A 21,697-nucleotide genomic window follows, 5' to 3' on the forward strand; every position below is an offset into this window, starting at 1 on the left:
CATATGGAAAGAGTTAATGAAATTATATCTTTATTAGAAGATGGACAACAAGAGAAAGCGTTAAAATATTATCAAGATGTTTTAAAAATGGGCAATAATGAAGAAAGATTTGTGCTAGGCGAAGAACTATTTCAGCTAGGTTTTTTGGAAGAAGCCAAAAATCTATTTTTAGTACTACTAGAAGGGTATCCGGATGAAGGAGAATTACTTGTTCTAGTTGCAGAAGTGGAAATGGAATTGGGAAATGAGGAAATAGCGATTTCTTATTTAGAGAAAATTAACCCGAAGGATCCCTCTTTTCCTCAAGCTTTACTATTGCTTGCAGACTTATATCAAATGGATGGGTTGTATGAGGTTAGTGAACAGAAATTAAAGGAAGCAAAAAAAATCCTACCAGATGAAGTGATTATTGACTTTGCCTTAGGTGAATTATATTCGGAACAAGGAAAAATTGCTGATGCGATAAAATCCTATCAAAAGGTATTACCAATGCAGGAAAATATTGCTGGAGTTAATATCAACGGAAGGATTGCGGATAACTTAAGTGCGGGGGGAGCCTTTGAGGATGCAATTGGCTATTATGAAAAAGCACTCGAAGAAAAAATAGAGATAAATACGTTATTTAATCTTGCTTTGACTGCCTCGCAGGCGAGCCTATATACGGTTGCGATAAATCGTTTTGAAGAGGTAAAAGCTTTGGATTCATCCTACCATTCCCTCTATTTGTATTTGGCCAGAGCATATGAGCATGAAGAAATGCTTGACGATGCATACAAAACAGTTTTAGAAGGAATAAAGCAAGATGAGTTTAATAAAGATTTATATTTATATGGTGGCAAATTAGCTTTAAAACGTGGTGATGAACAAAAAGCCGAGGAACATTTTAGAGAAGCACTTGCAATAGATCCTGAGTTTATAGATGCAGTGCTTTTATTAAATAAATTATTCTTAACTCAAGATCGATTTGAGGATGTCATCGAGTTAATTGAGCTGATGGATAAACAAGAAATGGAAGAGCCGCAATTGCATTGGGATGCAGCCAAAGCATTTCATGGCATAGAAAAATATTCAGAGGCATTAAACAAATATCAATTAGCATATACTTTCTTTAAAGAACTTCCAGATTTTCTATATGATTATGGATATTTTCTTTTAGAAGAAGGAAAAAGAAGGGATGCTGCCGAAATTTTTAATATGCTATTACAAACAGACCCAAGTAATGAAGAGTATATTGAAATCTTGCAACGCCTCACAGAAAACGAATAATTAAGTAATTGAAAAAGGGTAAAAGTATTTTTCACATGGTGACTTTCGTAAAGGATTTTCTTTTAGCGAAATTAAATTTATGGGAAAAGGGCAAACAAAAAGCTTGTTGGTCCACTCTAGTTGTCATTTCCTTAGGAGCGATGCAGGTAAAGCAGGTTGGATAATAAAATTTGTTGCAAGCAGAGGAGGGAATTACAAATGAAAACCCCTGTATCTGTCAATGAAAAAAAAGACTTCATTCGTTGGTTTTTAAATCATTATCAATTGAAGAGACGGGAATGTGTTTGGATTTTAAATTATTTAATGAGTCATGATCAATTGATGGAAAAAGTCCATTTTGTTGAAAATGCAGAAAAATGTCCAAGAGGGCTGATTATGTCCACGCATTGTGTAGATGAAGTACCTTTTAGGTTTTATAAAGAAAATGTAATGACTACAGATGCAGAAAAGTCTTTTCATGATATTCGCCTAAATAGAGATGAAGATATTTACATTCAGCTGAATTTTTACGCATCAAATCAAGTTCATCAATACGCAGCTGTACTAGTAGAAAATCCATTTATGCCGAAAAAGCTACAAATAACCGAAAAAGATAAAATGATTGCTGAACAATTTTTGGTAAGTAGCATAGAAAAATTTCAAAAAGAAAAACTTCTCCAATTAATCGATGAAGCATTAGATACTGGAGATAAAGATATGTTTAATACCTTAACGAATCAATTAAAATTCTTTCAAAATAAATAAGGTTACTTGTCTTCCCGTAAAGCGAACTTTACGGGATTTGTTTTTTTACTAAAGTTCTAATTTCTTGAGATTTTCCTATGCCCTCTAAACTGTGATAAAATAGGAGGATCAGTTATGGAAAAGGGGAAAATGTGTGAGAAGTATTTATATGATACTAAGCAATCGTTCATTTTTAGGGCTGTTACTCATTATTAACATAGTAGGAACGGCTTATGGCTATTATTGGTACAGGTTTCAATTAGCAGAGACACCGACAAAATTTCTGCTCTTCGTACCTGATAGTCCGACAGCAAGTCTCTTTTTTGTGTTTGTATTAATAGCTTTCTTATGGAAAAAGAATTGGCCGCTTATAGAAGCACTAGCTTTAATAACTTTATTTAAATACGGAATATGGGCAGTAGTAATGAACATTCTTGTCTATGTTGAAACAGGAGCAATTGGGATAGACTCATGGATGCTCATTTTTTCACATGGGGCAATGGCAATTCAAGGATTGTTATATATTCCTTTTTATCGTTTTAAATGGATCCATATTCTACTTGTAGCAATTTGGACTTTACATAATGATGTTATTGACTATGTGTTTAAGATGATGCCTAAATATAGTGTCTTGGATCAATATATGGCAAATATCGGCTACTTTACTTTTTGGCTTAGTATTCTAAGTCTATTAATAGGTGTATATGCATATAAAAAAAGGCAGCAATTACAATGGAAAATTCAATAGAATTATTTTTTTAGTCTAACCTTGTCCAACTCATCATACATTTTTAATAGTAGATAGAGGAGGGACAAGAATGAAGGCTAAATTGGTTATGTTGTTGATGATATTGATTTTACTTTTGCCTATCTCTTTTTCTGTATATGCAGACCAAAAAACGCCTGCTAAAGAATTAGATGAACTAGATACACTTTCAGATGAAGTATTACAGCTTGTACGATCAGAACGATATGAGGATGCTAAAAAAATTCTTGATTATTTTTCGAATCAATTTAGTACGGTAACGGTAAATGGCAGTCTATTTACACTCGATGAACAGCGAATATTAACTGGAGCGCATGATGAAGCGATAGAAGCTATAACCAATCCATCGATAGATAGTGATCAACGGATTAATACTGTAACGAAATTTCGATTGGCGGTAGATGCTGTTTCATCAGGTGAGCAGCCCTTATGGACACAAATGGAAGATCCTGTTATGACAACATATCGAGATATGAAAGATGCAATCATTTCTGAAGATAAAGAGAGATTTAATGAGAGATTAGATGCGTTCTTATCGCTCTATCAAATTATTAATCCTAGTCTTAAGCTAGATGTTTCAACCACTCAATTTCAAGAACTGAATTCTCTTGTCGAGTTTCTAAATACCTACCGTTTACAAGTATTTAATCAAAAAGGGACCCAAGAAGAAGTTGGTCAATTAGAAGCGGAGCTACAGGATGTTTTTAATCAGCTGTATGAAGATGAGGCGGATCCTTCATTATGGTGGGTGATTATTTCTACAGGAAGTATCATTATTCTTACTTTATCATATGTAGGATGGCGAAAATATCTTGGAGATAAAGCAGAAAAAAGACAAGCAAAACAAAAGAGAGATAAAATTTGACTTTGAAGTTTTTCTTGCTTACAATAAAAATATACTACATGATGAAATAGGGGGAAAAACATGTTTTTTGTATATTTTATACTAATTATTCTCATACCTATTTGGGCACAAATGAAGGTGAAAAGCGCATATAAAAAATATTCAAAAGTAGCTTCTTCCTCACAAATGTCCGGTAGAGAGGTAGCAAGAAGAATATTGGATTCTAATGGGTTATATGATGTATCTGTTGAAGAAACAAGAGGTGTTTTGTCAGATCATTATGATCCTCGCTCCAAAGTTGTGCGATTGTCCACTGATAACTATCACGGGCACTCAGTAGCTGCAGCTGCTATTGCCGCACATGAAGTCGGTCATGCAATCCAAGATCAGCAAGAATACTCATTCTTACGTTTTCGTTCCGCTTTAGTACCAGTTGCGAGTTTTGGAAGTAATGCATCTTGGATATTTATCATGATTGGTATTTTTGCAAGAATTGAAGGAATGTTATTGTTAGGAATTATTTTAATGGCTGCCGGTGTATTGTTCCAATTTGTGACACTTCCAGTAGAATTTAATGCATCTAACCGTGCAATGGATCAGGTAGTTTCATTAGGGATCATTCGAAACGAAGAAGAGAGAGAAACGAAGAAAGTATTAGATGCAGCAGCACTTACTTATGTGGCTGCAGCAGCAGTAGCGGTGCTCGAATTGATTCGTTTAGTTTTAATCTATACAGGTATGTCAAGAGACGAATAAAATTAATAGAACGATGTGAAAAGGAAGTATCTTTTTACATCGTTTTTTTATTTGATTAATTTGAATTTTGATTTTTCGAAAAATTATAGAATCGAAACAAACGAAGGTGTATAATAAACAATGCGATTTATTTAAAGTGATACCTCCTTTCATTTGGAGGGATTCTTTTATCCAAATGGATGGTTAATAAAACCATTCGGACCTATACGGACAGTTGATCTCCCTTTTATCTTCATATTCCCCATGAGAGAGAAAGGGGATAAATGGGAATTAACGAATAATTAAAGAAAGAAGGGTTTATTTGCAAACTGCTGAATACGTACAAGGGAAAAAGCAACAAGAGTTGACGGTTTATCGGATTTTATTTGCGATAAGTTTAGGGCATTTTTTAAATGATTGTATGCAATCTGTTGTGCCTGCTTTATTTCCGGTTATCCAACAATCAATGGCGTTAAATTATACGCAAATTGGCTGGATTGCCTTTACATTGAATATCACTTCATCCATTTTGCAGCCAGTATTTGGCGTGCTTGCAGATAAAAAGCCTGCACCATATCTATTGCCAATTGCGATGTTTTCAAGCTTAATCGGGATGCTCGGGCTTTCCCTTGCTCCTAATTTTTATCTTGTCTTATTATCGGTATTATTTATCGGGTTTGGTTCCGCCATTTTTCATCCAGAAGGTTCACGAGTTTCCTATATGGCGGCTGGTCCCAAAAGAGGCCTTGCACAATCCATTTATCAAGTAGGTGGAAATGCTGGTCAGTCTTTAGCACCAGTATTTACAGCTGTTATCTTTGTTCGTACAGGCCAATTCGGGACTATTTGGTTTACACTTTTAGCAACTTTAGGCATGATCGTGTTATTCCAAGTGTCAAATTGGTATAAAAAAGAATTATATAGTAGAAACCCACAAAAAAAACAGCAGGCCAAACGCGAATTTATTGTAAATAAAGAAATTATTGTTGCTATATGCTTACTAATTTTTCTTGTATTTGCTCGGTCGTGGTATGGAGCTGGAATCAGTAATTTTCTCCATTTTTATTTAATCGAAAAGTTTGGACTAAGTATTGAAAATGCGCAAATTTTTGTTTTTATATTTTTACTTGCTGGTGTAATTGGAACTTTTTTAGGTGGACCGCTAGCAGATCGTTTTGGTAAAAGAACCATTCTTCTATTTTCATTAGTTGGTTCTGCTCCATTTGCACTGCTTTTGCCACATATGCCTTTTTGGCTGATTGGACCTTTATTGTTTATTATCGGATTTATATTACAGTCTAGCTTTAGTGTGACTGTTGTTTATGCACAAGAGCTGCTTCCCGGCATGATTGGCCTAGTATCAGGGTTAATTGTAGGTTTAGCATTTGGAATGGGGGCTCTAGGTGGAGTGATTTTCGGAGTGATAGGAGATACGTTTAGTTTACAAGCCATTATGATTATCTGTAGTTTGCTGCCGCTGCTAGGAATATTAACTTATTTATTGCCGAGTGATAAACGTGTTACGGAAATTCATTCTGCTTTAAAATAAGCAACCTTTTTCGTTAAATGGAGGTATGTATGAAATTTATAAAAAAATGTATTCCTTTTTGCATTTACCTTTGAAAAAAGAAATGCGAAAAGAATACATTTTTTTTTGGTTATTTTTCGAGTGGTTGTTTATACTCATCCAAAGTAAAGCCTTCTCCCATTACATCATGCACGACACTTACGGATACAAAAGCATGTGGATCAATGCTTGTGATGATACTTTTTAAGCGAACAATTTCTGTTTTCGCTACAACACAATATAGTACTTCTCGATCTTGTTTTGTGAAAGAACCATGACCTTTTAATACCGTGACACCACGATCCATTTCAAGCATTATTTTATTGGCAATCTCAGTATTTGAGTCAGAAATAATCATTGCTCCCCTTGCGGCATATGCCCCTTCTTGAAGAAAGTCAATAACTCTGGTCCCAACAAAAACGGCAACTAATGTATACATTGCTTCCCTATAGGATAAGTAGGTCAAAAGGGACAGGGTAATGACACAAAAGTCAAAAACGAACATGGTCTTTCCCATACTCCATCCATAATATTTAAAGCCTAATCTAGCAATAATATCTACGCCACCTGTAGTCCCACCATAACGGAAGATGATTCCTAAGCCTACACCGATAAATGTACCAGCAAATAATGCAGCCAAAGTTAGATCCTCTGTTAGAGGAATTTCTAATTGAATCCTTGGAAGCTGGAAAAACCAAAGGAAAATCGATACCGCTACCGTTCCGATGATAGTATAAATGAATACATTCTTCCCTAATAGCTTCCATCCAATCAGAAATAAGGGGATATTAAGCAGTAGATTTGTTATGGAAGGATCCCAATTCCATAATGCATATAATAGAAGGGTAATACCGGTAAAACCACCTTCAGCCAAATTATTTTGCATATTAAAATGAACAATTCCAAAGGAAAAAATGGCAGATCCTAATAGAATAAATAAGACATTTTTAATTTTGATACCTTTAAACATCAACTCAGCCTACTTTCTCTATGTACAATTACATTGCTATTAGCGTATCCATTATATCGAATCACATTCAGATGGGCAATGGAGGAGAAAAAATTCAAGAAAGAATAACAAACAGAAAACGAGTAAAAGTTTAATACTTGTTAAATCTAAGCATATCTTCGTTAAAAATGTTTGTAAAAATGGAGCAGATTAGCTAACATGGAATTGGATAAGATTACTTATTGACGTAAGAGGTGTCTATATTGAATCGAGAAAAAACAGTAAAAGATATACAAAGAGAAGTTGATGAATACATTGGTCAATTTAAAGAGGGCTACTTTAGTCCGTTAGCAATGCTTGCTCGTCTTACCGAGGAGCTAGGAGAATTAGCAAGAGAAGTAAATCACTACTATGGAGAGAAGCCCAAAAAAGAGTCAGAGACGGAAAAGGAAATTACCGACGAGATTGGTGATATGCTATTTGTATTAACCTGTCTAGCGAATTCTCTAAATATTGATTTGGAGGAAGCGCATGATCGTGTCATGCATAAATTTAATACACGAGATAAAGACAGATGGACAAGAAAAGACTAAAGAAAATACATAAAAGTAAGGAGATTATACATTGAATAAAGTAAAAATCGTAATAGCTGGCCCAAGAGGTAGAATGGGAAAAGAAGCTGTGTATTTAACAGGAAGAACAGAGCAATTTGAGCTTGTTGCTGTTTTAGATCATAAACATGAAGGGAAAAGCTTAAAAGAGATTGAAGGCTTTTCTTCCTATGATGTCCCAATTTATACGGATATTGAAGCTTGTTTACAAACAGAAAAGCCAGATGTACTCATTGATTTGACTACACCTGAATTTGGTATGCATCATGCGAAAACAGCTCTAAGCTATGGCGTTAGACCAGTAGTTGGAACAACCGGTTTTACAAAGGAAAACTTGGAAGAGTTAGAAGGATTATGTGAAGAAATGAACCGCGGCTGTATTATTGCTCCAAACTTCGCTTTAGGTGCTGTTTTAATGATGAAATTTTCTAAAATGGCAGCACGATACTTTGCAGATGTAGAGATTATGGAAATGCATCATGATCAAAAGCTAGATGCACCATCAGGTACCGCAGTGAAAACAGCAGAACTTATTGCTGAAGTACGAGAAAGTAAAAAACAGGGACATCCAGATGAGAAGGAAACAATACAAGGAGCTAGAGGAGCTGACTTTGATGGTATGCGCATCCATTCTACTAGGTTACCAGGTTTAATTGCTCATCAACAAGTAATGTTCGGAGCAGAAGGAGAATCCTTAACAATTAGACATGATTCCTATAATCGTACATCATTTATGTCAGGCGTTAAATTTGCAGTAGAAGAGGTATTAAAAATTAATGTACTGATCTATGGCTTAGAAAATATTATGGAATAGGAGTGGAATAAGGATGAACATTGCATTAATTGCTCATGATAAAAAGAAAAATGATATGGTAGCTTTTGTTGTTGCCTATAAAAAGATATTTGAAAAGCATGCTTTATATGCAACAGGAACAACAGGTGCAAGAATTCAGGAAGCAACCGGATTAGAAGTACATCGTTTTCATTCAGGACCGCTCGGAGGAGATCAAGAAATAGGTTCATACATTGCTAATAATGATATGGACATGGTGTTTTTCTTCCGAGATCCATTAACAGCACAGCCACATGAACCAGATGTAACAGCATTAATCCGCTTATGTGATGTTTATTCTGTCCCTCTTGCAACAAATATGGGAACCGGAGAAGTATTAATTAGAGGACTCGAGCAAGGCGATATAGATTGGAGAAAAATAGTTCATGGAAAGACAGAACCAGTGGCAAAAAAACTCGAAGATAACTAATATAGATATACTTGCTTTTGGTGCACATGCAGATGATGTGGAAATCGGCATGGGTGCAACAATCGCTAAATATGCAGCATCAGGGAAAAAAATAGTCATTTGTGATTTGACAGAAAGCGACCTTTCTTCAAATGGAACGGTTGAAAGACGTAAACAAGAAGCAAAGGAAGCTGGAAAAGTGTTGGGGCTTTTCGATAGAATAACCTTAGATTTTCCTGATAGAGGTTTATATGTGGAGGAGAAAGCCATTCAAAAGGTAGTAGAGGTAATTCGCTCCTACAAACCTAAGCTAGTTTTCTCCCCTTATTGGGAAGACCGGCATCCGGATCATGGGAACTGTACAAAAATCGTGAAAGAAGCGGTTTTTTCAGCAGGCATTCGTAATTATCACGCTAATAACACAGATCCACATAAAGTTCAAAATGTATACTATTATATGATAAATGGTTTTCATAAACCAGATTTTGTGATTGATACAAGTGAGTTTATGAAACATAAAGAAGCAAGTTTAAATTGTTATCAAAGCCAATTTGTTAAAGGGAAAGACAGTGTAGACACTCCGTTAACAAATGGCTATATTGACACCATCGAGGCAAGAGAAAAACTTTTTGGAAAAGAAGTCGGCGTAACCTATGCGGAAGGCTTTATTAAATCAAAGCCAATATTATTAAATCAAGATTTATTAGGTGGAGACATATGAAAAAATTAAAAATTGGCATTACCTGCTATCCAACTGTTGGTGGTTCAGGTGTTATTGCAACAGAATTAGGGAAAATGCTGGCGGAGAGAGGACATGAAATACACTTTATCTCCTCGAGCATACCATTTCGGTTAAATAAAATGTATCCAAACATTTACTATCATCAAGTAGAAGTAAATCAATATGCTGTTTTTCAATATCCACCATATGATTTAGCACTGAGTAGTAAAATGGCAGAAGTTATTAATCGAGAAGAATTAGATTTGCTTCATGTACACTATGCAATTCCTCACGCTGTTTGTGCCATATTAGCAAAACAAATGAGCAATAGAGATGTAAAGATAGTGACAACTCTACACGGTACAGATATCACCGTATTAGGGTATGATCCTTCACTAGCAACAGGCATTCGGTTCGGGATTGAAAAATCAGACCTTGTAACAGCTGTTTCGAATTCTTTAATTGCCCAAACGCATGAAGTAATTGAACCAAATAAAGAAATTGTCCCTGTTTATAATTTTATTGATGAAAGAGTGTATCGTAAGGTAGATGCTAGTCATTTGAAAAAAGAATTGGCTATTTCAATGAATGAAAAAGTCATCATACATGTATCTAATTTTAGAGGAGTTAAAAGAGTAACGGATGTCGTCAAAGCATTTAAACGAATTTCAGATCAAATTCCATCAAGACTACTGCTTGTTGGAGATGGTCCTGAAATGTCTAAAGTAACAAAACTGGTGGATGAACTGCAATTAAGAGAGAAAGTTTTGTTCCTTGGAAAACAAGAAAATCTAGAGGAGCTGTATTCGCTAAGTGACTTAATGCTACTTCTTTCTGAAAAAGAAAGCTTTGGCTTAGTAGCATTAGAGGCGATGGCATGTGGAGTGCCGGTTATAGGAACGAATGTCGGCGGCATTCCAGAAGTAATCGTTCCAAATGAGACTGGTTTTATTTGTGAACTAGGTGATGTAGAGGATATTGCTAAGCATTCGGTAAATCTTTTATCAGATAGTAAAAAACATGCTAGATTCTCTAAAAATTCTCTTTCAAGAGTAAGAGATTATTTCCGTGCAGATATTATTGTTGACCAATATGTGGAGATTTATAAATCAATTCTAGAAACTGGTGGAACGAATGATCAAGCCTTTTAATGACGCTATTCCCATAATGGAGAGAATTGAGAGTGCAGGCTTCGAAGCTTATTTTGTTGGGGGAGCAGTTAGAGATTATCTATTAAACAAACAAATTAATGATATAGATATTGCTACCTCCGCAACACCTGATGAAATTAAAACGATATTTTCCCATACTATCGATGTTGGAATTGCACACGGAACAGTAATGGTAGTATGGAAAAATCATACATACGAAATAACGACCTTTCGAACCGAATCTACTTATGTTGATTATCGAAGACCAGAAAAGGTGTTGTTTGTTCGCGAATTAAAAGAAGATTTAAAACGTCGGGATTTTACGATAAATGCGATAGCGATGAATAAAGAAGGACGTATTATTGATTTTTTTAATAGCCAGGAAGCTTTAAGACAGAAGGAAATTAAAACAGTTGGTAATGCGAATGAGCGGTTTCAGGAAGATGCATTAAGAATCATGCGAGGGATTCGATTCGTTAGTACCTTAGGCTTTCAGTTGGAGGAGGAGACGTTAATAGGCATTATCAAAAATAAGCATCTTCTTTCTAAGATAGCAGTGGAGAGAATTACTACTGAATTTGAAAAGCTTTTACAGGGGAAATGGTGTTCTGATGCTCTAGCTATATTGCTTGAAACAAAGATGTATACATTTTTGCCGATGCTTGCATCTAGTAAAGAAGGGCTCACTAAGTTTGTGAATATCTCTCTGTCTCAGCTTGATTTACTTGAAAAATGGGCTGTTTTATTATTATTATCCATTGAAATAAAAGAAAAACAGCAAATAGAATCATTTTTGCGTGCTTGGAAGCTACCAGTTAAACAAATACGGCATATCCAAAAAATAATCTATTGGTTTTTAGAAAGAGAGAAAATGGTCACCTGGACTAATCATTCGCTTTATTTTGCTACAATATCTATCGCAGTTAGTACGGAGAAAATATATCAGCTTCTAAAAAATCAAGAAATTAATCCAAATATCTCTCTATTAGAAGAACAATATAGAAAGCTGCCAATCAAAAAAAAGGAAGAGCTGGCTATTAGCGGAAATGACCTTTTATTATGGACGAAAAAACAAGCAGGACCATGGATAAAAGAGATGCTTTCCCTTGTTGAAACAAAAGTAGTGGAACGGAAAATTAAAAATGATAAGAAAGTAATAAAGGAGTGGCTAAGAGAATGTCATCAGATATCAGAAAAGGACTAATTGAGGCTTTTACTAATAACCCGAATCAGTATTTATCTGGTGAATCGCTTGCTAAGCTTTTAGGATGTTCCCGTACAGCAATTTGGAAGCACATCGAAGCACTAAGACAAGACGGCTTTATCCTTGAAGCAGTCCGAAAAAAGGGTTATCGAATCATTAGCTCACCAGAGAAAATCGTTCCTGATAATATTTTGTTTGGTTTAAATACCTCCTATATTGGCAGGAATATTCATTTTGAAGAAACGGTGGATTCTACCCAGAATATTGCCCAAAAGCTTGCCTTGGAAGGGGCTGTAGAAGGCACTTTAGTTGTAGCAGAAGAGCAGATTGGCGGCAGGGGCAGATTAGAAAGAAAATGGCAATCTCCTAAATATAAAGGAATATGGATGAGTCTTATTTTAAAGCCGGCTATTCCGATTATGAAAACACCGCAATTGACATTGCTTATTGCAGTAGCGGTTGTTCAGGGAATACAGGATGTTACTGGAGTACAAGCTGATATCAAATGGCCAAATGATTTATTAGTGAATGGTAAAAAATTGACAGGAATTCTAACAGAAATGCAGGCTGATAGTGACAGGGTGCATTCGTTAATCATTGGAATCGGTATAAATGTAAATCAGCAGCTTGAAGATTTTGAAGAAGAGCTGCAGTCCAGTGCCACTTCTATCTATCTTGAAACAAAGACAAGTTGGGATCGAGCAATCATTATCCAAGGCATTATGAAGCAAATAGAAAAACTATATCTTCTTTACTTAGAAAAAGGCTTTTATCCAATAAAACTATTATGGGAAAGCTATTCCATTAGTTTAGGGCAAAAGGTTAGAGCAAATACGTTAAATGGAAGTATCTTTGGACTGGCTAAAGGAATTACAGACGATGGGGTGTTACTGCTTGAAGATGATCAAGGAGAAGTACATTCCATTTATTCAGCGGATATTTTAATGGAAACGTAAATTGCCCATAGTCATCCCTTAGCTGGTTTGTTATAATTCATTTGTCGGGCAGTATCTTAATGAACTGCACCATTGTTTTTAATGTGCAACAACCATAATTATATCTGCCTAGATCCATATTTGGACAAGGACAGAGGGATGAAAAATCGAAACATAAAGACAATCCTTCTATTCTTTGTAGAAGGTTTTTTTCGTATTAAGCCATTCCCTCTTCCTATTAAAGGAGGAAAATGAGTGAAAACTACAACAGATTTTTTTAAAATGAAACAAAATGCCCAAAAGATTACAATGATTACGGCATATGATTATCCTTCTGCTAAATTAGTAGAACAAGCAGGAACCGATTTAATATTGGTAGGGGATTCTTTAGGAATGGTCGTTCTTGGATATGACTCAACAGTGCCAGTTACAATGGAAGACATGATACATCATGGGAAAGCAGTAAAACGAGGGGCTAAAGATACATTTATTGTCATTGATATGCCATTTATGAGTTATCATATATCAAACCGTGAAACATTAATCAACGCTACTCGCTTAATTCAAGAAACTGGAGCAAATGCAGTGAAATTAGAGGGTGCTGATGATGTCATCGATCAAATAAATAGTTTAACAAATGCTGGTATCCCAGTTATGGCTCATTTAGGCTTAACGCCACAGTCTGTTGGTGTTTTAGGTGGTTATAAAGTACAAGGGAAAAGCTCTGAAGAGGCTAAACTTCTTATTCAAAATGCACTGAAATGCCAAGCTGCAGGAGCTTTTGCGATAGTGCTAGAGTGTGTTCCAATGCAAGTTGCGAAAGAAGTAAGTGATCAACTGGACATACCAACAATTGGAATTGGTGCAGGAAGTGACACAGATGGCCAAGTCCTTGTATATCATGATCTCATAACATATGGTGTTGATCGAGTGGCGAAATTTGTAAAACAATATACAAACGTAAATGATCCAATTTCACTAGCGTTGGATCAATATATATCTGAAGTAAGAATTGGAGCATTTCCTGAAATGAAGCATAGTTTTCAGATGAAAGCAGAAGAAGTAAAAAGCTTATATGGAGGAAAAAGCCAATGAACATCCTAAGTAATCCACATCAATTGCAGGAGATATCAACACAGTTAAAAAAAGACCAAGTATCAATTGGGTTTGTTCCAACGATGGGCTATCTTCATGAAGGGCATCGAGCTTTGCTAAAAAAAGCAAGAGAGCAGAATGATGTAGTTATAATGAGTGTATTTGTTAACCCCCTCCAATTTGGACCTAATGAAGATTTGGAATCTTATCCAAGAGACTTTGAGCATGATAAACAGGTCGCAATCGAAGAGGGGGTTGATTATTTATTCCATCCTTCTGAAGAAGAAATGTATCCTGAACCAATGTCTGTAATCGTAAAAGTAGAGCGACGTACAAATTGTTTGTGTGGACGTTCAAGACCTGGGCATTTTGATGGGGTTGCAACCGTTCTAACGAAGCTGTTTCATTTAGTACAGCCAACTAATGTTTATTTTGGAAAGAAAGATGCTCAGCAAGTTGCAATAGTGGATGGATTAATTGAAAACTTTCATTTCCCTATTAATCTAGTTGCACTTAACACAGTAAGGGAAGAAGATGGTTTAGCTAAGAGTTCTAGAAATATTCGCCTTACTCCAACAGAAAGACAAGAAGCAGGTATTCTTTATAAATCGCTAAGTTTTGCTAGAGCTGAATTAATAAAGGGGACAGACAATTTAGAAATATTGAAGAAGCATGTAGTTGAGTTGATTGAAAGGGAATCTAGTGGAAAAGTGGACTATTTTGAAATTCTATCCTATCCCCAATTGGAGAATGTAAAGCAGTTAACGGGAGAGATTATTATTGCGATTGCCGTTCAATTTAGTAAGGCTAGATTAATTGATAATATTATCTTTAAAATATAAGGTTAAGACGCATAAGTATCTCCCTCTGGCTTTTTGGAGAGTTCGAGGAAGTTAGGCCCGAATGGCTCCATTAACCATCAGTGGCGAAGGAAAGAAACCAAATAGAGGTACAAAGTTTCACTTTATATTATGGAGGGTTAACCCAATGTTTCGAGTAATGATGAACGGAAAAATCCATCGAGCAACAGTAACGGAAGCGAACCTAAATTATGTAGGTAGTATTACAATAGATGAAGATATATTAGATGCTGTCGGGATGGTAGCGAATGAAAAAGTTCAAATTGTTAATAATAATAATGGTGCAAGATTGGAAACTTATATAATCCCAGGGGAGAGAGGTACTGGCACTATTTGCTTAAATGGTGCAGCAGCAAGACTTGTACAAGTAGGGGATATTGTCATCATTATTTCATATTGTTATATTTCAAATGAAGAGCTACACAGTCATCAACCGAAAGTAGCAATTATGGATGAACATAATCGCATAATAAACATTCTGCATCAAGAACCAGTGAAAACAGTTATGTAAATTACTAATGCTGATATAAATTACCCCTATTCACTTTGAGTAGGGGTTTTATAATTTATAAAAATTTAAAGAATAAAACTAACATCTTTCCCTTTTTCCATTTTTATGATACCGTTTGAATGACTGAAAGTTTGAGGTGGACGTAATGAGTAACAAATTTGTAGTAGTTGATTTGGAGACAAACGGTAATTCTCCTAGAAAAGGGGATCGAATTATACAATTTGCGGCAGTTGTTATTGAAAACGGGAAAATAGTGGAGGAATATTCTTCTTTACTTAATCCTCTTCAACCAATTTCGCCATTTATAGAAGAATTAACTGGAATCACCGATGAAATGGTGGAAACAGCACCAATTTTTGACGAAGTTGCAGAAAAAATTGTTTCTTTATTAGAGGAAGCTTATTTTGTAGCCCATAATGTATTATTTGATTTATCCTTTTTAAATGAAGAGCTAGAACAGGCTGGCTTTAAGCAGTTTTATGGACCAATTCTTGATACAGTAGAATTAGCAAGAATTTTATACCCAACAGCAGATAGCTATAAATTAACTGATCTTGCTGCACAAGAAGGGATAGTCCATAGTAGACCACATCAGGCTGATAGTGATGCTTATGTTACAGCAGAGCTATTGCTATTATTGTTGGAGAAGCTGAACGTACTGCCTCAAGTAACGACAAAGCAATTAGAATTCTTAAGTTCCTCGCTCAAAAGCGATTTAGATATTTATTTACAAGCTCTTATTCAAGAAAAACAATCAAAAATAGAATATATACGGGATGATTGGGAGATATATCGAGGATTAACCATTAAAAGACTGCCTAGTAATCTGATAGTAGATCAAAGAAAGGATTGCTCTGTTTCTTTTGATATGGAAAAAATGGAGCAAAGAATGAGGGATACTTTTCCTTTTTATCAAAGAAGAGATGGACAATTAGAAATGATGAAGGTTGTTCATCAGGCATTATCAGACAATCGACATGGTCTTATTGAGGCTGGTACTGGTGTTGGAAAGTCTCTTGGTTACTTAGTGCCTGCTGCATATTTCTCAATCGCAAATAAACAGCAAGTAATTGTCAGTACTTTTACAACCCAACTACAAGAACAACTTTTTCATAAAGATTTGCCCTTGCTTAAAAGTATCCTTCCATTTCCTATAACTTATACACTATTAAAAGGTAGAAATCATTATATCAGTTTAGATAAATTTGAAGTTTCTTTAAAAGAGCAAGAAGATAATTATGATATTATTCTTACAAAAATGCAAATATTAATTTGGTTAACAGAGACAGAAACAGGAGATAAAGATGAGTTGAATTTAACAAGTGGCGGAAGCAATTACTGGGAAAAAATAAAAAATGACGGAAATTTTTCGCTGCCTATTTCAAAGGAATGGGCATCTAAGGATTTTTATAGAAGAACTCGAAATGCTGCACAAAAAGCAAATATGATTATAACGAATCATGCTTTGCTTTTAAAAGATCTTACAGCAGGTCAACGCCTCCTCCCTTCCTATGAGTATGTCATTGTGGATGAAGGACATCATTTTGAAAAAACGACGACAAAGCATTTTGGATTTCGTTTTTCCTACATTGCTGTGCGTTTAAGTATTAATGCTATTGGGACCACAGATCAAAAGCAACTTATGTTTCATTTAGAAAACTTGTTAGGGGAATCGAATATCCATCAGAAATGGGAGTTTAATCAATTTATCCTTGGATTACATGATGAATTAGATGAACTTTTTCGGGCTGTACTTCGCTATGCGAAAAAAACGAATCAACCAAGAAGAGATGGAAGGGGAAGCTATCGATTAAAGACTAATAGTGGCATGGGAGATTGGAATGCTGTCAAAAGCGTTGCAGAACGAATTATTTTTCTTTGGAAGGATGGAAGAGAAGTATTAGTACAAAAAATACAGCGATTAAAGGAACAAGGAAGAAAGTTTAGCGCTTCTCAAATGCTAATAGTGGAAAGAATTGAGTCGATTTTAAATGATTGGTATATATATATTAATCATTTGCGGGAGATGTTTTTGCGAGTAGGGGACAATATCGCATGGTTGGAAACAGATGCGAAAAATTATCCGAACAATGCAGTAATATATACACAACCTACTTCTGTCGCTGAAACTTTACAGAACAACTTTTTTAATAAGAAAAAAAGTGTTGTATTTACTTCAGCAACAATTACCGTAAATAATTCATTTGAATACTATGCTAAAGGGTTAGGATTAGGAAATAGCCAACTGGAAGTTCAAATTAATTCACCATTTGATTATGAGAAACAGGTGCAATTACTTATCCCAACAGATGTACCAGAAGTTAATTCCGTATCATTAAATGATTATGTTACTACAATCGGAGAGCAAATAATCCATATCGCACAGGCTACAAAAGGTCGAATGCTGATTCTTTTTACAGCAAATGACATGTTAAAAAAAACATATGATTATATGAAAGAAAGTGGTTGTTTAGAAGAATACGCAATCTTGGCACAAGGGATTACAAATGGAAGTAGAATGAGATTAACGCGTAATTTTCAGCGTTATGATAAAGCAATATTATTAGGTACGAATAGTTTTTGGGAAGGAATTGATATTCCTGGCGAGGATTTAACTTGTTTAATCATTGTGCGATTACCGTTTTCTTCACCTGAAGACCCTTTAACGGAAGCGAAAAATGAGTTGATTAAGAATAAGGGAGGCAATCCTTTTATAGAAAATAGCCTTCCAGAAGCTGTTTTGCGATTTAAACAAGGATTTGGTAGATTAATTCGCACGGAAGAGGATAAAGGATTTATTATTGTTTTTGATCGCCGTATTGTTACAACTACTTATGGGGAGACATTTCTGAAGTCTATACCTACTGTGCCAATTAAGCAACAAAATAGTCAGGAAATGGTAAAATTCATCAAAAGCTGGCTAAAGTAAATTTTTATAAGGTGAATATAGGCGTTTGAGAAAGTACTGCTTCTTGAATGCCTGTATAAAGTGTTTAAGTAGTATACATAATCAATTAGTTGCTCGACAAATAACAACGAATTTATAGAAAATAATTTCTTTCTATTTATAAATACTGTTATAATAACCTATGTACAAAATACTGGTTTAAAGAAGTGATGTAATAAGATGAGAAAATGGATATGGATTGTTATTGTTGTTTTTCTTATTGGAATAGGTGTAAGTATTCATACATATGTACAAGCAATGAAGCCTATAAAAACCGCAAGAGAAATAGCTGAAACGATTGCTAAAAAGGAATCAGATATGAAGGAGATTGATAGCTTTCAATTATATAATGGGAAGGAAGCCTATTATATTCTAGAAGGAAAGAACGATGATAAGGAAGAAATGATTGTTTGGATAAATGAACAAAGCCATCAAGTTACTCAAAAGCTGAAAAAAGATGGGCTAACCAAACAAGAAGCACTTAATATATTATTATCGGAGCAATCACCAGAAAAAATAAATGCAGTCCGCTTAGGGATGTATGATGGACTGCCTGTTTGGGAGATTTATTCTCATACAGATACGGACTCAATAAACTACCATTGGTTAGATTTTGAGACAGGAGAAATCCTTTTAACAATTGAAAATTATTAACTGATAGGAGTGGCAAATAGGAATGAAAATTCAATTAGCGCAAAGAGTGAACGCATTAACACCATCTACAACATTGGCCATTACAGCAAAAGCAGCGAGTTTAAGAGCAGCTGGTCATGATGTTATTGGTTTAGGCGCAGGAGAGCCAGACTTTAACACTCCTCAAAATATTATTGATGCTGCGGTTAGAAGTATGAATGAAGGTCATACAAAATATACGCCTGCATCAGGATTACTAACATTAAAAAAAGAAATTGCAGCAAAGCTAAAGAAAGATCAACATTTAGATTATGATACAAATCAGATTATCGTTACAAATGGTGCAAAACACGGATTATTTACTTTATTCCAGGTTATTTTGGATAAAGGGGATGAAGTAATTATTCCTACCCCATATTGGGTTAGTTACCCAGAGCAAGTAAAGCTTGCAGAAGGTGTACCAGTTTTTGTAGAGGGATATGAGTCAAATGAATTTAAAATTACTCCTGAACAATTAAAAGGAGTAATTACCTCAAAAACAAAAGCAGTTATTATTAATTCACCAAGTAACCCAACTGGAATGATTTATACAGAGGAAGAATTAAAGGAAATTGGAAATGTTTGCTTAGAACATAATATTTTAATTATATCTGATGAAATTTATGAGAAATTAGTTTATGGCGATAGTAAACATGTATCGATTGCTTCTTTATCTCCTGCACTTAAAGAAGCGACTATTGTAATAAATGGGGTATCAAAATCTCATTCGATGACAGGCTGGAGAATTGGGTATGCTGCAGGAAATAAGGAAATAATTACTGCGATGGCGAATCTTGCAAGTCACAGTACTTCAAATCCAACCACACCATCTCAGTATGCTACGATTGAAGCTTACGCTGGTCCAAAAGATTCAGTGGAAGAAATGCGCCAAGCATTTAATAAGCGCTTAGATATCATACATGAGAAATTAAATAAAATTCCTGGTTTTTCGTGCATAAAGCCAAAAGGAGCATTTTATTTTTTTCCAAATGTAAAAAAAGCAGTAGAATTAACAGGATATGCAACAGTTGATGAGTTTGTTGCTGGCTTGTTAGAAGAAGCATTAGTAGCCGTTGTGCCTGGTTCAGGATTTGGCGCAGATAATTACATCCGACTTTCTTATGCAACATCACTTGAAAAGCTTGAAGAAGCAGTAAAGCGGATGGAACAGTTTGTAGAAAAAAAAATGGTTGTGAATAATTAATTTATCTTTATAGCAGAGTATGTCAAAAAATTTCTATCTCTTTTTTGGCATTCTCTCTTTTCTTTATTGCTGTTTGAATACTGTAATGGGAACAGGTAGAGAATTTAGTGATAAACACTATTATTGTTGCCTATTGTATGTTCGATAGTGTTGATTGTCTTAAGATGTAAAGGTATAATGTTTTGGTAGAATATTTTTTTATAACTAGTATGTTTTCTACTAAATCAGCTAAACAGGTAGGAAGAAGCGGTTTATTTATTATCTTTATTATGGATAGAACAACCGCCTCTATTTAAGTACATATATTTATTTGTTTTTGGAGGAGTTAATTGTGATTAAAGCAACTATTGCCGAGTTACCAAAATATGTTGATAAAGAGGTTAAATTAGGTGCGTGGATTGCCAACAAGCGCTCTAGTGGGAAAATTGCCTTTTTGCAGCTTCGCGACGGATCTGGATTTGTTCAAGGAGTAATTGTTAAAAGTGATGTAGAGGAAGAAGTATTTCAAACAGCTAAAACAGTTACACAAGAATCATCTGTATATGTTACTGGTACAGTACAAAAGGATGAACGATCTCCGTTTGGATATGAATTACTTGTTACAAATGTGGAACTGATTCATACTTCTACAGATTATCCGATTACACCAAAAGAACATGGCACAGAATTCTTAATGGATAATCGTCACCTATGGTTACGTTCAAAACGTCAACATGCAGTAATGAAAGTAAGAAATGAAATTATTCGTGCTACCTATGAATTCTTCAATGAAAATGGATTTGTTAAGGTAGATCCACCAATTTTAACAGGAAGTGCTCCAGAAGGTACAACCGAACTGTTTGCAACGAAATACTTTGATGAAGATGCCTATCTATCACAAAGTGGACAACTTTATATGGAAGCTGCTGCAATGGCGTTAGGGAAGGTTTTTTCGTTCGGACCAACTTTCCGTGCAGAAAAATCAAAAACACGTCGTCATTTAATCGAGTTTTGGATGATTGAGCCGGAGATGGCTTTTGTTGAATTTGAAGAAAACCTAGAGGTTCAAGAACAATACGTATCCTATGTTGTTCAATCTGTCTTGAAAAATTGTCAGCTAGAGCTTAAAACTCTTGGAAGAGATATATCTAAATTAGAGAAGATTACAGCGCCTTTCCCGAGAATAAGCTATGATGATGCGATTACTTTCTTGCATGAAAAAGGTTTTGATGATATTGAGTGGGGGGATGATTTTGGTTCTCCACATGAAACTGCCATTGCTGAAAGCTTTGATAAACCTGTGTTTATTACCCATTATCCAACTAAAATCAAGCCTTTCTATATGCAACCACATCCAGAGAGAGAAGATGTTGTGCTTTGTGCAGATTTAATTGCCCCTGAAGGGTATGGTGAAATTATAGGTGGTTCTGAACGTATTCATGATATGGATCTCCTAAATAAGCGTGTAGAAGAACATCAATTAGATCCAGAAACATATAAATGGTATTTAGAACTGAGAGAATATGGTTCTGTTCCACATTCTGGTTTTGGGCTTGGTTTAGAAAGAACGGTCGCATGGATTACAGGCGTAGAACATGTTCGTGAAACAATTCCGTTCCCAAGATTATTAAATCGTCTATATCCTTGATTAAATAATAGGGTGAAAAATATGGAAAGTTTTTCAAAAGTTGACCTCACATCGATAATTCGTGTGAG

At 35.1% G+C, this 21,697-nt stretch carries 21 protein-coding genes; 20 read left to right on the forward strand and 1 reads right to left on the reverse strand.

The features are described from left to right. Positions 1-3: 3 nt before the first annotated feature. The 6 genes from ADJ83_RS11820 to ADJ83_RS11845 all read left to right on the forward strand — a co-directional run bounded on the left by ADJ83_RS11820 (position 4) and on the right by ADJ83_RS11845 (position 5,883). Entirely contained in the window at positions 4-1,266 is a 1,263-nt protein-coding gene (locus tag ADJ83_RS11820; protein WP_031538312.1) for a tetratricopeptide repeat protein, read from the forward strand. Positions 1,267-1,464: 198 nt separating this feature from the next. Further along, a complete protein-coding gene (locus ADJ83_RS11825; RefSeq protein WP_031538313.1) occupies positions 1,465-2,010 on the forward strand; it encodes a ReoY family proteolytic degradation factor in 546 nt (181 codons plus the stop codon). Between the two features lie 133 nt (positions 2,011-2,143). Then, positions 2,144-2,737: a DUF1405 domain-containing protein gene (locus ADJ83_RS11830; RefSeq protein WP_035416534.1), complete on the forward strand. Its 594-nt coding sequence runs from the start codon at positions 2,144-2,146 to the stop codon at positions 2,735-2,737. A gap of 70 nt (positions 2,738-2,807) precedes the next feature. After that, the gene (gene ypjB / locus ADJ83_RS11835; RefSeq protein WP_031538315.1) at positions 2,808-3,620 is read left to right on the forward strand and encodes a sporulation protein YpjB; all 813 of its coding nucleotides are present in this window, start codon (positions 2,808-2,810) and stop codon (positions 3,618-3,620) included. Between the two features lie 60 nt (positions 3,621-3,680). Continuing rightward, on the forward strand, positions 3,681-4,355 hold the full coding sequence (locus ADJ83_RS11840) for a zinc metallopeptidase (RefSeq protein ID WP_031538316.1): 675 nt from the start codon (positions 3,681-3,683) through the stop codon (positions 4,353-4,355). Between the two features lie 301 nt (positions 4,356-4,656). Beyond that, positions 4,657-5,883, forward strand: coding sequence for an MFS transporter (locus ADJ83_RS11845; RefSeq protein ID WP_031538317.1), 1,227 nt, complete (start codon positions 4,657-4,659; stop codon positions 5,881-5,883). Between the two features lie 109 nt (positions 5,884-5,992). Here the strand turns inward: ADJ83_RS11845 and ADJ83_RS11850 are convergent, their stop codons facing one another. Continuing rightward, positions 5,993-6,871, reverse strand: coding sequence for a YitT family protein (locus tag ADJ83_RS11850; RefSeq protein WP_031538318.1), 879 nt, complete (start codon positions 6,869-6,871; stop codon positions 5,993-5,995). Positions 6,872-7,113: 242 nt separating this feature from the next. Between ADJ83_RS11850 and ADJ83_RS11855 the strand changes: the two genes are divergently transcribed. The 14 genes from ADJ83_RS11855 to asnS all read left to right on the forward strand — a co-directional run bounded on the left by ADJ83_RS11855 (position 7,114) and on the right by asnS (position 21,629). Beyond that, complete coding sequence (locus ADJ83_RS11855; RefSeq protein WP_031538319.1) at positions 7,114-7,443, forward strand: nucleotide pyrophosphohydrolase; 330 nt, start codon at positions 7,114-7,116, stop codon at positions 7,441-7,443. Positions 7,444-7,474: 31 nt separating this feature from the next. Then, the gene (gene dapB / locus ADJ83_RS11860; protein WP_031538320.1) at positions 7,475-8,275 is read left to right on the forward strand and encodes a 4-hydroxy-tetrahydrodipicolinate reductase; all 801 of its coding nucleotides are present in this window, start codon (positions 7,475-7,477) and stop codon (positions 8,273-8,275) included. 13 nt (positions 8,276-8,288) lie between these two features. After that, on the forward strand, positions 8,289-8,723 hold the full coding sequence (gene mgsA, locus ADJ83_RS11865) for a methylglyoxal synthase (protein WP_035416535.1): 435 nt from the start codon (positions 8,289-8,291) through the stop codon (positions 8,721-8,723). Beyond that, positions 8,680-9,423, forward strand: a complete 744-nt coding sequence (gene bshB1, locus ADJ83_RS11870; protein ID WP_048717807.1) for a bacillithiol biosynthesis deacetylase BshB1 — start codon at positions 8,680-8,682, stop codon at positions 9,421-9,423. The genes mgsA and bshB1 overlap by 44 nt, the downstream gene beginning before the upstream one ends. Next, entirely contained in the window at positions 9,420-10,574 is a 1,155-nt protein-coding gene (gene bshA, locus ADJ83_RS11875; RefSeq protein WP_031538132.1) for an N-acetyl-alpha-D-glucosaminyl L-malate synthase BshA, read from the forward strand. The genes bshB1 and bshA overlap by 4 nt, the downstream gene beginning before the upstream one ends. Then, complete coding sequence (locus ADJ83_RS11880; protein ID WP_031538131.1) at positions 10,558-11,778, forward strand: CCA tRNA nucleotidyltransferase; 1,221 nt, start codon at positions 10,558-10,560, stop codon at positions 11,776-11,778. Before bshA ends, ADJ83_RS11880 begins: the two co-directional genes overlap by 17 nt. Then, positions 11,751-12,734 carry a biotin--[acetyl-CoA-carboxylase] ligase gene (locus tag ADJ83_RS11885; protein WP_031538129.1) on the forward strand — a complete coding sequence of 328 codons (984 nt, stop codon included), beginning with the start codon at positions 11,751-11,753 and terminating at the stop codon, positions 12,732-12,734. Before ADJ83_RS11880 ends, ADJ83_RS11885 begins: the two co-directional genes overlap by 28 nt. A 234-nt stretch (positions 12,735-12,968) precedes the next feature. Then, positions 12,969-13,808, forward strand: coding sequence for a 3-methyl-2-oxobutanoate hydroxymethyltransferase (panB, locus tag ADJ83_RS11890; RefSeq protein WP_031538127.1), 840 nt, complete (start codon positions 12,969-12,971; stop codon positions 13,806-13,808). Beyond that, positions 13,805-14,650, forward strand: coding sequence for a pantoate--beta-alanine ligase (gene panC / locus ADJ83_RS11895; RefSeq protein WP_031538126.1), 846 nt, complete (start codon positions 13,805-13,807; stop codon positions 14,648-14,650). The genes panB and panC overlap by 4 nt, the downstream gene beginning before the upstream one ends. A 145-nt stretch (positions 14,651-14,795) precedes the next feature. Then, positions 14,796-15,179 carry an aspartate 1-decarboxylase gene (gene panD, locus ADJ83_RS11900; protein WP_031538125.1) on the forward strand — a complete coding sequence of 128 codons (384 nt, stop codon included), beginning with the start codon at positions 14,796-14,798 and terminating at the stop codon, positions 15,177-15,179. A 145-nt stretch (positions 15,180-15,324) separates the two neighbouring features. Further along, the gene (gene dinG / locus ADJ83_RS11905) at positions 15,325-18,108 is read left to right on the forward strand and encodes an ATP-dependent DNA helicase DinG (protein ID WP_031538124.1); all 2,784 of its coding nucleotides are present in this window, start codon (positions 15,325-15,327) and stop codon (positions 18,106-18,108) included. Positions 18,109-18,306: 198 nt separating this feature from the next. Further along, positions 18,307-18,780, forward strand: coding sequence for a DUF5590 domain-containing protein (locus tag ADJ83_RS11910; protein WP_031538123.1), 474 nt, complete (start codon positions 18,307-18,309; stop codon positions 18,778-18,780). A gap of 22 nt (positions 18,781-18,802) precedes the next feature. Then, a complete protein-coding gene (locus ADJ83_RS11915) occupies positions 18,803-20,002 on the forward strand; it encodes a pyridoxal phosphate-dependent aminotransferase (protein WP_031538121.1) in 1,200 nt (399 codons plus the stop codon). A 334-nt stretch (positions 20,003-20,336) separates the two neighbouring features. Next, the gene (gene asnS / locus ADJ83_RS11920; RefSeq protein ID WP_152910820.1) at positions 20,337-21,629 is read left to right on the forward strand and encodes an asparagine--tRNA ligase; all 1,293 of its coding nucleotides are present in this window, start codon (positions 20,337-20,339) and stop codon (positions 21,627-21,629) included. The last annotated feature ends 68 nt before the right edge of the window (positions 21,630-21,697 follow it).

This window comes from Bacillus sp. 522_BSPC (assembly GCF_001076885.1).
GTDB lineage: Bacteria > Bacillota > Bacilli > Bacillales > Cytobacillaceae > Niallia > Niallia hominis.